At 65.5% G+C, this 13,636-nt stretch carries 15 protein-coding genes and 1 tRNA gene; 8 read left to right on the top strand and 8 right to left on the bottom strand.

The genetic code is table 11. The features are described 5' to 3' along the window. Positions 1 to 42 precede the first annotated feature (42 nt). Entirely contained in the window at positions 43 to 552 is a 510-nt protein-coding gene (locus ACAG21_RS20095; RefSeq protein WP_370498005.1) for a hypothetical protein, read from the top strand. A gap of 19 nt (positions 553 to 571) precedes the next feature. On the opposite strand, the gene ACAG21_RS20090 is transcribed toward ACAG21_RS20095, so the two are convergent. Beyond that, positions 572 to 871, bottom strand: a complete 300-nt coding sequence (locus ACAG21_RS20090; protein WP_370498004.1) for a DUF732 domain-containing protein — start codon at positions 869 to 871, stop codon at positions 572 to 574. Between the two features lie 405 nt (positions 872 to 1,276). Here ACAG21_RS20090 and ACAG21_RS20085 point away from each other — a divergent pair, with 405 nt between their 5' ends. Then, complete coding sequence (locus ACAG21_RS20085) at positions 1,277 to 1,882, top strand: DUF1345 domain-containing protein (protein WP_370498036.1); 606 nt, start codon at positions 1,277 to 1,279, stop codon at positions 1,880 to 1,882. Between the two features lie 16 nt (positions 1,883 to 1,898). Here ACAG21_RS20085 and ACAG21_RS20080 read toward each other — a convergent pair whose 3' ends face one another. The 4 genes from ACAG21_RS20080 to ACAG21_RS20065 all read right to left on the bottom strand — a co-directional run bounded on the left by ACAG21_RS20080 (position 1,899) and on the right by ACAG21_RS20065 (position 4,519). Further along, positions 1,899 to 2,333: a hypothetical protein gene (locus ACAG21_RS20080; RefSeq protein WP_370498003.1), complete on the bottom strand. Its 435-nt coding sequence runs from the start codon at positions 2,331 to 2,333 to the stop codon at positions 1,899 to 1,901. Between the two features lie 185 nt (positions 2,334 to 2,518). After that, positions 2,519 to 2,866, bottom strand: a complete 348-nt coding sequence (locus tag ACAG21_RS20075) for a DUF732 domain-containing protein (RefSeq protein ID WP_370498002.1) — start codon at positions 2,864 to 2,866, stop codon at positions 2,519 to 2,521. Between the two features lie 74 nt (positions 2,867 to 2,940). Further along, positions 2,941 to 3,519: a TetR/AcrR family transcriptional regulator gene (locus ACAG21_RS20070; RefSeq protein WP_370498001.1), complete on the bottom strand. Its 579-nt coding sequence runs from the start codon at positions 3,517 to 3,519 to the stop codon at positions 2,941 to 2,943. A gap of 10 nt (positions 3,520 to 3,529) precedes the next feature. After that, complete coding sequence (locus ACAG21_RS20065) at positions 3,530 to 4,519, bottom strand: NAD-dependent epimerase/dehydratase family protein (RefSeq protein WP_370498000.1); 990 nt, start codon at positions 4,517 to 4,519, stop codon at positions 3,530 to 3,532. A 92-nt stretch (positions 4,520 to 4,611) separates the two neighbouring features. Between ACAG21_RS20065 and ACAG21_RS20060 the strand changes: the two genes are divergently transcribed. After that, entirely contained in the window at positions 4,612 to 5,424 is an 813-nt protein-coding gene (locus ACAG21_RS20060; protein WP_370497999.1) for an SDR family NAD(P)-dependent oxidoreductase, read from the top strand. Positions 5,425 to 5,486: 62 nt separating this feature from the next. Here the strand turns inward: ACAG21_RS20060 and ACAG21_RS20055 are convergent, their stop codons facing one another. Continuing rightward, the gene (locus ACAG21_RS20055; RefSeq protein ID WP_370497998.1) at positions 5,487 to 6,275 is read right to left on the bottom strand and encodes an SDR family NAD(P)-dependent oxidoreductase; all 789 of its coding nucleotides are present in this window, start codon (positions 6,273 to 6,275) and stop codon (positions 5,487 to 5,489) included. A 45-nt stretch (positions 6,276 to 6,320) separates the two neighbouring features. Between ACAG21_RS20055 and ACAG21_RS20050 the strand changes: the two genes are divergently transcribed. After that, positions 6,321 to 6,881, top strand: coding sequence for a carboxymuconolactone decarboxylase family protein (locus tag ACAG21_RS20050; RefSeq protein ID WP_370497997.1), 561 nt, complete (start codon positions 6,321 to 6,323; stop codon positions 6,879 to 6,881). Continuing rightward, entirely contained in the window at positions 6,882 to 7,400 is a 519-nt protein-coding gene (locus tag ACAG21_RS20045; RefSeq protein ID WP_370497996.1) for a DUF4232 domain-containing protein, read from the top strand. Positions 7,401 to 7,628: 228 nt separating this feature from the next. Here ACAG21_RS20045 and ACAG21_RS20040 read toward each other — a convergent pair whose 3' ends face one another. Then, the gene (locus tag ACAG21_RS20040) at positions 7,629 to 8,408 is read right to left on the bottom strand and encodes an alpha/beta fold hydrolase (protein WP_370497995.1); all 780 of its coding nucleotides are present in this window, start codon (positions 8,406 to 8,408) and stop codon (positions 7,629 to 7,631) included. Between the two features lie 80 nt (positions 8,409 to 8,488). Between ACAG21_RS20040 and ACAG21_RS20035 the strand changes: the two genes are divergently transcribed. After that, positions 8,489 to 10,255 carry a GNAT family N-acetyltransferase gene (locus ACAG21_RS20035; protein ID WP_370497994.1) on the top strand — a complete coding sequence of 589 codons (1,767 nt, stop codon included), beginning with the start codon at positions 8,489 to 8,491 and terminating at the stop codon, positions 10,253 to 10,255. Positions 10,256 to 10,379: 124 nt separating this feature from the next. On the opposite strand, the gene ACAG21_RS20030 is transcribed toward ACAG21_RS20035, so the two are convergent. Further along, a tRNA-Arg gene (locus ACAG21_RS20030) sits at positions 10,380 to 10,452 on the bottom strand. A gap of 114 nt (positions 10,453 to 10,566) precedes the next feature. Here ACAG21_RS20030 and argS point away from each other — a divergent pair. Both argS and lysA read left to right on the top strand, forming a co-directional pair. Continuing rightward, the gene (gene argS / locus ACAG21_RS20025; protein WP_370497993.1) at positions 10,567 to 12,219 is read left to right on the top strand and encodes an arginine--tRNA ligase; all 1,653 of its coding nucleotides are present in this window, start codon (positions 10,567 to 10,569) and stop codon (positions 12,217 to 12,219) included. Beyond that, positions 12,216 to 13,634, top strand: a complete 1,419-nt coding sequence (gene lysA, locus ACAG21_RS20020) for a diaminopimelate decarboxylase (RefSeq protein ID WP_370497992.1) — start codon at positions 12,216 to 12,218, stop codon at positions 13,632 to 13,634. The genes argS and lysA overlap by 4 nt, the downstream gene beginning before the upstream one ends. The last annotated feature ends 2 nt before the right edge of the window (positions 13,635 to 13,636 follow it).

Genomic DNA, 13,636 nt, shown 5'->3' with positions numbered 1-13,636 from the left:
CGTGTCCGTGCCGATACCGCATCGCGTCATCGGGTCCGCACCATGGGCACGGTGTGCTCGCGTTACCTGGCCGCGGTGCTCGGCATCGTCGCGATCCTTGGCGTGCCAACGATTTCGGCGCACGCCGCGACGCCGGTCTGGAATGGCAAGTACTCGTTGGTCAGATACGCCGTGAACAAAACCGGCACCAGCGTGGCGGCCGGTCAAGCCGAACCCACCTTCAGCGCCGACTACGTCTTCGTGACGTCGTGTGCATCGGGCAGGTGCGTCGCGACCGCGACGAACGGGCCTGCCCCGAAAAACCCGACGTTGCCTCAACCGTCCCACTACGCCTGGGACGGCGCCCGGTGGGTGGAGCACTTCGATTTTCAGTGGGATTGCTATATGGGCGAAGGGGTTCCGAAAGTCTGGACACCCGCGAAGTCGTGGGCGTTCTACGCGCCGCAACCGGACGGGTCGCTGCGAGGCACCTGGCACACCGACATCTCCAGCGGCCCCTGTCGTGGGACGGTGGAGATGCCGGTGGCGGCGTTTTCAGCGGGCCCGCAATAGCCCCGGCCCGCTCCAGCCGTTAGGGGCAGTAGTTGGATTCCGCGGCGCTGACGACGCCGGTCGCGTCGCTGAGGCTGATCCCCGGGTTCTTGCTCTGCACCACCTGGGCCAGCTGGTCTGGGGTCTCGCCGTTGGCGCGGTCGGCACAAATCAAGTGCCCGAGCTGGATCAACCCGGTGGGGTCTCCGGTGAGGCCGATCTTCTTGATCTGTGCGAGGTAAGCGTCGTCGTCGGCGACCGCAATCCCGGTGCCGACGGTCAACGCGGCGGCAGCAATGGCGGGGACCGTCAATAAGCACAGTTTGCGAGCGGAAATCATGGTCGGCTCCTTGTTTGGGAGGGGGCGGTGCAACTGCATCATTATGCGATTCTTGATGCGGCTGTGCGCGCCGAATTGACGCAGCGGGCAAAGACTAACACCGGGCTGCCGCCCGGTCGGCGCGCTCGAGAACGCCATGTTTGTAGCGGATACGTTGCTGGGCGTGGCGTCGGAGCGGCCATTCGACAGCAAAGCGGGGATGGCAATGGGTTCGGTCTGGTCATCACCTGCAGCAAATGGGCAGGCTATGACGTGAAAATCCGCCAATTTCCAATACCCACGAAATAGTGGACGTCGGCAATCATGTCTTTTTCGGAGTTTCTCCCGAGGGTCGCTATCGGATGATGGTTAGGTCGGGATGTGACGTCCTGGGTGAAATTGTTCCGCGACACCGTCGCGGTTCGGATGGCGGTTGTCGTGGTGCTCGGCGTGGTCGTCGCTTTCCTGGTGGGACATGCCCTCGGTTCGCGGTATGCGCTGGTCGGCTGGATCACCGCCGCGGGGGTGTACGTGGTGTGGACGCAGCTCATCCTGCGCGGAATGGACGCTGACCAAACCCGCGCGTGGGCCACGCGAGAGGACCCGACCCGGTGGCTCGCGGACGCGATCATCCTGACCGCAAGTGTCGCAAGTCTGGGCGGCGTCGGATATGTGGTGGCCGCGGGGTCGCGCTCCGGCGCCGAGGCCCTCCAAGCGGCCATCGTCGGCGTTCTGAGCGTGGCGGCGTCCTGGTTCGCCGTCCACACGCTCTACACCGTGCACTATGCCCGGCTCTACTACTCCGGCGTTCCCGGCGGCATCGACTTCCATGATCCGGAGCCGCCGCGATTTCAGGACTTCGCGTATGTCGCGTTCACCGTCGGCATGACGTATCAGGTGTCAGACACCGAGATCAATCTGACGTCCATCCGCGCCGCGGTGTTGCGACAGGCGCTGGTGTCTTACCTGCTGGGCGCGGTGGTTCTGGCGGTCACGATCAATTTGATCGCGGGGCTGGGCTCCAAGGTGTGATCGAAAAATGTTGCAGCTAGCCGATTTTCGTCAAGGTGAAGGTGTCGTGCGAGTCGGTGAGGCCGCAGGGCGCGGTGCTGTCCAAGAAGATGGCAAGGCCGGTGAGCGTCAGCGGGTCCCATGATTGGTGCACGGTGACCGGATGCAAGCTGTTGTCGTTCGCACAGATCGCGGCCTCAGGAATGGTGCGCGTCACGCTGTACTGGCCGTCGATGAACGGCGCATTGAATCCCTGGCCCGGAGCGGTCGTCACGTGAGCGACGCAGACCTGTTTGCACGTGGTGGTGATCGTCCACGTTCCGGTGTCGCCGTCCTCGTCCGCGTAGTGGTAGACACCGTTCAATTTCGTCTCGTCCGCCGCGGCCAGTGGCTCGGCCGAGGCTGGTAGTGCCGGCGACGTAGCCGCGCCAGCAAAGACCGCAGTTGCCGCGATGAATCGGCTTATCCTCATCGTTTCCGTCCTCTTGTCGTGGTTTTACCGCTGCGCGGGCCACTCGACGAGAACGTATCAGCAAACTAATGCGATGTATCCCGTTGCGCCGGAACGCATATCGAATTGAAAGACAAATTGGTCGGCTGTGCCGAAATCTCCTATGAAATCGACATGCGTGCCGGATCGCTGACGTGTCGCGGCATTCAGCAGTGCGGCGCCCAGCACCGTTGGGTGGGGCAATAGGTCGCGTGCGCGATGCCGACCATTGATGCCACGTCACCGACCGCGATGCCTCTCGGATCCAAGTTGGCGTGCACGTCTCGGGCTATCTGGTCGGCCGTCCAGCCCCAGCCGAGATCGTCGCAAATGAGCTGGGCCATCCCGATCAGGGCGGGTTCGTGTCCCGGTGGCCAGGACAAGCCGGCGGCGCGCAGTTGAGCAAGGTATCCGTCAGTGACGGGATCGGCAGTCGCGATCGGTGCGCTCGAAACCAGGGCGGCACTAATCATTGCGGGGGCGGTAATTCTGACCAGCCAGGCAGATGTGGACATGAAGTCAGTGTGCGCCAAATGTGTGAAGAACAAAGAAAGTCGGGATAGCCGTTGAGCTCTGACAAGCTCGGCGATCATGGGCGGGGATCGCCGAGGCCGGCGGCGGCCCGGATCTGTCGACGAGCCGCGCCGCGATCAGTCTCGGGAAATATGTAGTGGCTCAAGGCAGTCCGCGCGATGGCGCCGGCCAGGTCGCGGGGATCCACCGCGGCGGCCAGTGCCCCCTCCCGGGCGCAGCGCTGCAAGACGCCTACCAGCGCTTCGGTGATCATCGGTAGTGCCGCGGTCATCTGGTCGTGCGCGAAGCCCGGCTCGAGGTCGAGCAGCCTCCCGGGTGGCTGAGCCTCGAGGAACCCTGCGACGACGTCGATCGCGGCCTCCAATCGTGCGACACCGACGACCCCCGAGATCGCGTCGTCCATCGCCGCACTGAACCGTCGGCGTTCCCGCTTGCCCATCGCGTCGATGAGGTCTTCTTTGGACACGAAGTAGCGGTAGATGGTGGGCCGCGATACTCCGGCCAGCGTTGCCACGTCCGACAGTGACAGCTTGCGGGCACCGATCCGGAAGATCAGCTGCTCGGCCGCGTCCAGGATTCGGTCGGACAGATCTCCGTGATCTGAACGGGGTCTGCGTGATTCGGCGGTCGACACCGTGGCGGCCCTACAGCTTGCCGAGTTTGCGTAGCCACGAGATCAACAGCCGCAGCCCATCGTCAAAAGACATCGGCGCATACCCGAGTCGCCGGGCGGTCAGGTTGTTGTTGGTTCGGGGCTTGCGCTGGCTGCGCGCCGCGGCTTCGGCGATGGCCATCAACGTGGGCCCGAATTCGGCGGTCAGCGCCTCGGGATCGGTGCGATAGTCGAGATCCTGGACGCGGTGCTCGATTCCGGCGAGCTTACAGGCTCGGTTGATGCCGCCCGCCGTGCTGAAGGTGTCCTCGGGCCGGCCGACCAACAGGTAGCGCTCGCCGGCCACCCCGTTGTCCAGCGCGGCGATCGAACCCTTCGCGACATCCGCCCCGGCCACCCAGGTCACCGGAAAAGCCAAGTAGCGCTTGATCTTTCCGCGCATGCCCGCCAACAGCACCCGATTGAAACTGGTCCGGTGCAACGCGCGCTCCACCACCAGACCGGGCCCGAAGATGGCGCCCGGGTGACACGTCAGCACGTCATCGCCGGCGGCCGCGCGCCGGTGGGCCTCCTCGAACGCGGCGAGCTTGGTGACGGTGTAGGGATCGCTGGGCGGGTTCTTGAGCACTGGCGCCTCTTCGAAGTCGACGCCCGTGCTCAGATCGAGGAAGGTGGCGGTGCTCAGGGCGACGACTCGGCGCATGCCGTGCGCCTTGCCCGCGTCGAGGACGTTCGTCGTGCCGACGACATTGACCGCCGTGAAGTCGTCGAGGTTCTGACTCGCACCGCCCAGCAGCGCTGCGCAGTGGATCGCGGCCTCGGCGCCCTTGGCCGCATTGAGCACGTCGTCGGCGTCGCTGATATCGCCCTTGACCAATTCGACGCCGATTTCGGCCAGCGCCGCGGCGTCGTCGGGATTGCGCACCAGGGCGCGGACGTGGTCGCCGCGCTCGATCAGCTGCTCGCAGACGTTCCCGCCGGTTTGGCCGGTCGCGCCGGTGACAAAGATCGTGCTGGCCATCGCGGCCTCCCTTGGATTAGGGGGCATTACATATCGAACATCGTTAGTCAGAACTGTAAACCGTGAAGTGGGATTGTTCTATAGTCGACGCCATGGCACTCGACCCCTCCAGCGTGCTGCTGACCGATCGCGTCGCGGTCGTCACCGGCGGCGGTGCGGGCATCGGGCGCGGCATCGCGGCCGGGCTGACGGCATTCGGTGCGCGGGTGGCGATCTGGGAGCGGAACCCGGATACCTGCGCGGCCGCCGCCGACGAGATCGGTGCTCTGGGCATTCCGGTCGATGTCCGAGACAGTGCCGCGGTCGACGCCGCGCTGGCCCAGACCGTGGGCGAGCTCGGGACGGTGTCAATTCTGGTCAACAATGCCGGTGGTGTCTTCTGGTCGGGAATCCTCGACACCAGCGAGAACGGCTGGGATGCCCTCTACAAGTCGAATCTGCGGCACGTCTACCTGTGCACGCAGCGGGTGGCCCGCGTCCTCGTCGACCAGCAGCTGCCCGGCAGCATCATCAGCGTCACCTCGATCGAGGGCGTGCGTGCCGCGCCCGGCTATGCGACCTACGCCGCCGCCAAGGCCGGCGTCATCAACTACACCAAGACCGCCGCGCTCGAACTCGCGCCGCACGGCATCCGGGTCAACGCCCTGGCCCCCGACATCACCTGGACCGAAGGTCTCGAGCAGATCGCGCCGCCGGGATCCCAGCAGCGGATGGGGTTCACGGTTCCGATGGGCCGCGTGGGTCACGTCGACGAACTGGCCGGGGCGGCAGTGTTTCTCGCATCCGACATGTCCAGCTACATCACCGGCCAAACGATCCACGTCGACGGCGGCACCCATGCCGCCAGCGGCTGGTACCACCACCCGGAAACCGGGGCATACGCGCTCGGGCCGACAACGCAATAGGGATTCGTTCATTCACGTCCGCCGATCGCAATGGCGGTTGTGTCGATAATCGCTGCGATTAATCAATCGCCGGTATTCATTGCGACATGTGCCGACATCCCGCCGTCGATGGAAATCATTTGTCCAGTGATGTAGCGGGACTGCTCGGAAGTCAGAAAAAGAACAAGTTCTGCGACGTCTTGTGGCTGTCCGACGTACGGCGTCAGCGTGGCTCGGCCCAGGCCGTCGAGGATGTCGGGGGACAGGTGCGCGCGCACGGCATCGGTCAGGATCAATCCGGGCACGATCGTGTTCGCCCGGATGCCGGCCTTGCCTTCGCTGGTTGCCACATACATCGTCAGGGCGTGCACCCCCGCCTTGGAGACGCCGTAAGCCAGGCGGGTGCGGTCACCCGACAGCGCCGCGCCCGACGACATGTTGACGATCGAACCGCCACCGCCGCTGCGCATTTCGGGAATGGCGTATTTGCACATCAACAGCTGACTTCCCAGATTGACGTCCATGGACCGCTGCCAGACCTCGAGGGGCATCTCGCAGACCGTGGTGTCGCGAGACAGGAAGCTGCTAGACGTCAGCGCCGCATTGTTGTGCAGGACATCGAGCCGGCCGAACTCTGCCACCGTTGCCCGCACCACGGACCTCGCCACGTCTTCCTCGGCGAGATCGCCGCAGAGGGCGGTTGCCTGCGCGCCGGTGCGGCGAATTCCGTCCGCGACCTCGTCGGCCCTGGTCTCGTCGATATCGACGACGGCAATCGCCGCGCCTTCGCGGGCCAATTCGGCCGCGGTCGCCGCACCAATCCCGCCGGCCCCTCCGGTAACTATTGCGACCTTTCCGGCGAGTCTGGACATCGATTTCTCCTTTTCAGTGCCGCATGGAAAAGATAGCCTGAATTAATGCCGCGTATTGCACCAATCCCGATGGAAGAACTCAGCGCGCACTCCCGCGAAATCGTCGATGCCGGGGTGGCAGCCGGGCTCTACGCGACGCCGGTGCCGTTGCAGATCTTCGCCTATCGCAGCGCGCAGCTCGAGCAGGTGAACATGGCGCGGACCCACCTCGGTGCCGGCACTCTGCTCGGCGGACGCATTCTCGAGCTATTGCGCATCCGCAGCGCCCAACTCGGTGAATGTGAGCCGTGCAGCCAGTCCCGCAAACATGATTCGATCACCGACGAGGACGTCGTCTGCCTGCTCGCGCCCGGCCACGACGCGCTCACCCCGCAGGAGCAGATGGCGGTCGAGTTCCTCGATCTGCTCTCGGCCGACCATCACGCGATCGACGACGAGTTCTATCAGCGGCTGGGTGAGCACTTCACCGCTGCACAGATCATCGAACTCGGGTTCACCTGTGCGGGCGTCATGGGGTTGCATCGCTTCATCCACACCCTCAACGTGTACGGCGATTCGCCACCCGTCATCGAATACGGCCGGGACCAGGTCGACGCGGCGAAATAGATGAGACTCGGTGCGGCCGCCATGGCCCTTGCGTCGGTACTCGCCCTGCCGACGGCGACTACGACCGCGGCGGCCACGCCATGGTGCGGGGCCGATTCGCTGAAACTGGCTGCCAGTCCGCCGATTTCGCCCGGCGAACAGATCTATCTTCACTTTTACGTGATCCTGACGAACGTCTCCCAGCAGACCTGCACCCTGCAGGGCTATCCCGGCGTGGACCTCGTCGGCCCCGACGATCCGCCGTTGGGCCCGACCTACAGCCTGCCCAGAGAGAGCGGCGACGTGCGGCCCGTTGTGCTCGCGCCCGGAGCATCCGCCGCCAGCCTGGTGGCCTTCCTGCCGAAGATAGGTCCCGACGGCATGGAGCCGGCCTGGCCGCCGACCACGATCGTGGTGACTCCGCCGGACTCGACCACCCAACTGAAGACTCCGTGGATTCCCGGCGGCCTCACCGTTTTACGGCAGGGCGATGGCACACATCCGGGCGGCCAGGTCGGACCGCTGCAGCCCTACGCGTGAAATCCGCAGTGCGGATAGATGCCTTGCCGGAATTGAGCTACATACTCGCACTCCCGAAGGACAATGCAGGCGTGCGTGTCGGATGTCGGATTCCTCAGCGGTCGAAATGAAATGTGTTGTGCGACAACCGGTCCCAATCTGATCACCTGAATACGTCGTCGCCGCGTTGGACCGACGTCGTGGTTGGGCAGTGCGCTCAATCGCAGCGGTATTCCTCTGCCGAACGAGTCAGCCTCTGCGGGCGACGTCTTGGCTCAGGATCTGGGGCCAGGTCTCGACATCGGCCGGGACGTGCGCCACGGTGAGCGTTGACCGCGGCATCAGTGTCGCAAGCGATTCCGCCGTCGACATCGGATGCGCCGGGTCGCCGACCCAGGCAAGAATCGTCGTCGGTACATCGATTCGTGCGACCGCTTCGCGAGCGGGCAGGTCGCTGAGAGCCGCGCCTCGAAACAGTGACGGCAGCAGCGCATCGGCCACATCCGGAACTGTTTCGGGTGCGCCGACCGTGGCTGGCGGCGGAGTCGCCCCACGCGCCGACGCGATGAACGCCCCGACTCCCTCGGTTTCGATAAATTCGGCCGCAGCCCGGTAGATCGCCGCCTGCGCGGGCCGGGTTTCCCACGCGGTGGCCGGGACCATGAGCGTGAGGCCGGCGAAGCGGTCCGGCTCGCGGGCAGCCGCGTGCAGCAGCGTGCCGGTACCCATGGACGGGCCGACTCCGTGCACCCGTTCGCTGGGAAACCATTTGTCGAGCAGCTGCAGAAGATCCTCGGCAAGGCTTTCCCATCGGTAATCCTCGTCGACCTTGCGCCCAGTCGACTTGCCATGGCCGCGTGCGTCGTACCGCAGCAGTCGGGTCCCGCTGAGGCCCCTGCCGAGGTCGAGATTGAGTACCCGGTCACGCGCGCGGCTGGAGGTAAGTCCGTGCAGCTGAACAACCGGATGACCACCCTCGTCGCTCAGTTCAACCGCAAGCTCTGCTCCAGGAACCACGAAAGTGGACATCACGCAACTCTTTTCACGACCCGACGGCTCGCCCCGCGCTGACCGAGCATTCAGGCTATCTGGGGCGTTAGGGTACCGCCATGCGGCTGACCAATGTGGCGCACCTGCGGCTACCCTTCGGACGACTCTGGGGCTACGACGTGTCGGTGTCTGACCTCGGCCGGCAGCTCCCGGTGTCCTTTGACCAACGCATACACGTTGGTGCGGGCCCACGGCCCGGTTCCTGGATGGCTCTGTCCATTCGGTTGTCTGCGGGGGTCAGCCGCCAGTCGTTGGCCGATGCGTGGCTGGCGGTGATCGCCCGTCACGGCACGCTACGAACGGCATTCACACCCGGGCCGGACGGCGACCCGCAGCTGCATGAGATCGATATTCACCCGGACAGGTGGGTCGAGCATGAGATCGCTGCGGGCCAGGCGGTCAACGACGCACTGCGAGTAGTTCTCAATGCGGCGTGCTCACCCTATGCGCGGCCCTCGCATCGGTTGTGTGTGTTGGAGACTGCCGCCGGATTGACGGTGGTGATCGCCGCCGACCACGCCCACGTGGACATGTGGTCGATGCTGGTGATTGCCCGGGACCTGTTGTCGGTGCTCGCTGACGCGCGCATCGGCCGTACGCCGTCGCTGCAGCCGCCGCCGGCATTCGTCGTGCACACGCAAGCACTGTTGGACCGTCCCGCGGCACCGGACCATGTGCGCGCCCGATGGGCACAAATCATTAACGACAGCGGTGGGGTCATGCCACGGTTTCCGCTGCCGTTGGACGAATTCGGGCCGCATCCGGAACGCGTTGAAGTGCGTGACGTGTTCGACGTCGATGACGGCGCCGCGTTTGCCGAGCAGGCACGCGAGGACGGTGTCTCGACGCTGGCGCTTGCGGTGGTCGCCATGACTGCGGTGACCCGCGAGTTGGCCGGGGTTCCACTGCGCGCGGTGTTCCCCGTGCACAGCCGCTTTGAAGAAAAATGGCACGACTCGGTGGGCTGGTTCATCACCAATTCGGTCTTGGAGTCGGCGACGGCCGAGCCGTCCGCCGCGGCCGCCGCCGTCAAAGAAGCGGTGCAGCTGGGTTCCTGGCCACTGGCCGACGTACTGGCTCCGTGGGGTGGAATGCCCGTTGCGCCCGGCATGTTCGCGATTTCCTGGCTGGACCAACGCAGACTTCCGGTGCGCATCGACTCGGTCGGGCTCGACGCCCAGTATGTAAGCGCGAGCGTTGACACCGACGGCGTGATGCTCTGGTTCATCCAGGACGAGTCCGGGCTACACCTGCGATGTCGCTATCCAGATACCGCGGAGGCACGAACCAACGTGGGGGCGTGGTTGGACCTGTTGGTGGCGCGCCTCCAGGCTCTGGCGCAATCGTCGGTTCGAGGACTGCTGCGGGTGTCGGGCCGCACATTCCGTGTGCAGCGCGCGGCGCGCGAACACGTGGGGGTGATCGCCCAGCTGCTCTCCGACGACGAATTCGGTCAGGATCGCGAAGGCGCCGAACTCGAACGCTACGAGGCGGCCTACGACATGGTCGTTCGCAACCGATCCAACTATCTCGGAGTCGTCCTGAACAGTTCCGACATGGTCGTCGCGACGGTGCAATTGACCGTCATTCCCGGCCTTTCCCGCGGCGGTGCCACCCGGCTGCAGATCGAGGGTTTACGGGTCGCCAAGGCCGAGCGTGCACAGGGCCTTGGTAGTGCACTCGTCGAGTGGGCGCACAACTACGGCCGAGCACACGGGGCGCAGCTGGCGCAGGTGACCACGGACGAGGCTCGCGAAAGGGCGTTGGCGTTCTATCGCCGGCTCGGGTACCACGCCGCCCACGTCGGGCTGAAATGCACCATCTGAGTCCATGCCGCGGTGCACGACGCGGCCACCACACCGCGGATCTACCCATAGCCAAGACGATTTGATTAGCCGAGCTGACTAACCGACACACTGTCTGACCTGCAAGTTCTCAATTCTCCAGCAGTGCCCCCGGCAGGATTCGAACCTGCGGCCTTCTGCTCCGGAGGCAGACGCTCTATCCCCTGAGCTACGGGGGCGCACGAGATACATACTGCGCCAATGGGCCCAGACAGACTAACGCATCCGGGTGGCCGAGCTGACATCGCAATGGATTCGGGGCGTAGGCACGCTAACCAATAGGATGGACGCTCGTGACCCCCGCTGACCTGGCTGAGCTGCTCAAAGTCACCGCGTCCGCGGTGCTCGCCGAGCATGGCCTTGACGTGTCGGCGCTGCCGGCAACGGTCACGGTCGAGCGGCCACGCAATCCGGAACACGGCGATTACGCGAGCAACCTGGCGATGCAGCTGGGCAAGAAGGTCGGTGCGAACCCGCGTGAACTGGCCGGATGGCTGGCCGAGGCGCTGGCCGCCGCCGACGGCGTCTCCTCGGCGGAAGTGGCCGGACCGGGCTTCATCAACCTGCGCCTCGAGGCGTCGGCCCAGGCCAAGGTCGTCAACGACGTGATCGACGCCGGCGACCGCTACGGCTACTCCGACACGCTGGCCGGCACCAAGATCAATCTGGAGTTCGTCTCGGCCAACCCGACCGGACCGATCCACATCGGCGGCACCCGCTGGGCGGCCGTCGGCGATGCGCTGGGCCGGCTCCTGTCCACGCAGGGCGCCGACGTCACGCGCGAGTACTACTTCAACGACCACGGCGCGCAGATCGACCGCTTCGCCAACTCGCTGATCGCCGCGGCCAAGGGCGAACCCACGCCGCAGGACGGCTACGCCGGCAGCTACATCAACGACATCGCCGCGCAGGTACTGCAGAAGGCGCCTGACGCGCTGAGCCTGCCCGACGCCGAGATGCACGAGACCTTCCGCGCGATCGGCGTCGACCTGATGTTCGCCCACATCAAGGAGACGCTGCACGAATTCGGCACCGACTTCGATGTGTACACCCACGAAGACTCGATGCACACCAGCGGACGCGTCGACGAGGCCATCGCCCGGCTGCGCGAGGCCGGCAACATCTATGACAAGGATGGCGCAAGTTGGTTGCGCAGCAGCGCTTTTGGTGACGACAAGGACCGCGTCGTAATCAAGAGCGACGGCAAACCCGCCTATATCGCCGGGGACATCGCGTACTACCTGGACAAGCGCCAACGCGGCTTCGACTTGTGTATCTACATGCTCGGTGCCGACCACCACGGCTACATCGCGCGGCTCAAGGCCGCGGCGGCTGCGTTCGGTGACGACCCCGCTACCGTCGAGGTGCTGATCGGGCAGATGGTCAACCTGGTGCGCGACGGCCAGCCGGTGCGGATGAGCAAGCGGGCCGGCACCGTGATCACGCTCGACGACCTGGTGGACGCGCTTGGCGTCGACGCCGCTCGCTACAGCCTGATCCGCTCCTCGGTGGACACCGCGATCGACATCGATCTCGCGCTGTGGTCCTCGGCGTCGAATGAAAACCCGGTCTATTACGTGCAATACGCGCATGCCCGGCTCTCGGCGCTGGCCCGCAACGCCGCCGAGCTCGGCCTGATTCCCGATACCGGGCATCTCGAATTGCTCAGCCACGACAAGGAGGGTGCGCTGCTGCGCACCATCGGCGAGTTTCCCCGAGTGCTCAACACCGCGGCGTCGCTGCGCGAACCACACCGGATCTGCCGTTACCTGGAAGACCTTGCCGGTGACTACCATCGCTTCTACGACTCGTGCCGGGTATTGCCCCAGGGCGACGAACAACCCACGGACCTGCACATCGCCCGGCTGGCGCTGTGCCAGGCCACCCGACAGGTCATCGCCAATGGACTGGCGATACTCGGCGTCAGCGCCCCGGAGAGAATGTGAACGTTCATCCCGCCGGTCCCCGGCATGCCGAAGAAGTCCGTCACGCGGACAGCCCGCCCCGGCCGCAGTCTCCGGAGGAGCTGCTGGCATTGGCTCCGAATGTCTGGCCGCACAACATGGTTCGCAACGACGCCGGAGTGGCCGTCATCGCCGGAGTCCCGGTGACCGAGCTGGCCCAGGAGTACGGAACTCCGCTGTTCGTCATCGACGAGGACGACTTCCGCTCCCGCTGCGCAGAGATCGCGTCGGCGTTCGGCGGCGGCGCCAATGTCCACTACGCCGCGAAGGCGTTCCTGTGCACCGAGATTGCGCGCTGGATCGACGAAGAGGGCCTCTGCCTCGACGTGTGTACCGGCGGGGAACTGGCCGTCGCGCTGCACGCCGACTTCCCGCCGGAGCGAATTACCCTGCACGGCAACAACAAATCCGTCGCCGAGTTGTCGACCGCGGTCAAAGCCGGTGTGGGCCACATCGTCGTGGACTCGATGACCGAAATCGAGCGCCTCGAAACCATCGCGGGGGAGGCCGGCGTCGTTCAGGACGTCTTCGTGCGACTCACGGTCGGCGTCGAGGCACACACCCACGAGTTCATCTCCACCGCGCACGAGGACCAGAAGTTCGGCCTGTCGGTCGCCGGCGGCGCGGCGATGGCTGCGGTGGAGCGGGTGTTCGCGACCGATCACCTGCGGCTGGTCGGCCTGCACAGCCACATCGGTTCGCAGATCTTCGACGTAGCAGGATTCGAGCTGGCCGCACGCCGCGTCCTCGGCCTGCTGCAGCAGGTCGTCGCCGCGTTCGGGGTCGAGAAGACCGCGCAGATATCCACCGTTGATCTCGGTGGCGGCCTGGGCATTTCGTACCTGGCCTCCGACGACCCGCCGCCGATGTCCGAACTCGCGGCCAAGCTGAGCGCGATCATCAGCAACGAGGCCGCGGCCGTGGGTCTGCCCACGCCCCGGCTGGTGGTCGAGCCAGGACGGGCCATCGCCGGACCGGGGACCATCACGCTCTACGAGGTCGGCACCGTCAAGGACGTCGAGGTCAGCACGACGGCTATCCGGCGCTATGTCAGCGTCGACGGCGGCATGAGCGACAACATCCGCACCGCGCTTTACGACGCGCAGTATGACGCCCGGCTGGTGTCCAGAGTCAGCGACGCACCGGCGACGCTGGCCCGCATCGTCGGAAAGCACTGCGAGAGCGGCGATATCGTGGTGCGCGATGCCTGGGTTCCCGGCGACCTGGGGCCGGGGGACCTGCTCGGGGTGGCTGCGACCGGCGCCTACTGCTATTCGCTGTCGAGCCGCTACAACATGATCTGCCGGCCTGCCGTGGTCGCGGTTCGCGATGGGCGGGCCCGCCTGATCCTGCGCCGCGAGACGGTCGACGATCTGTTGAGTCTGGAAGTGAGGTGACT

Source organism: Mycobacterium sp. pR1184, assembly GCF_041287235.1.
In the GTDB taxonomy this organism is placed as follows: domain Bacteria; phylum Actinomycetota; class Actinomycetes; order Mycobacteriales; family Mycobacteriaceae; genus Mycobacterium.
The sequence above is the reverse complement of the archived record's forward strand: the minus strand, read 5'-3'. Positions and strand labels throughout refer to the sequence as shown.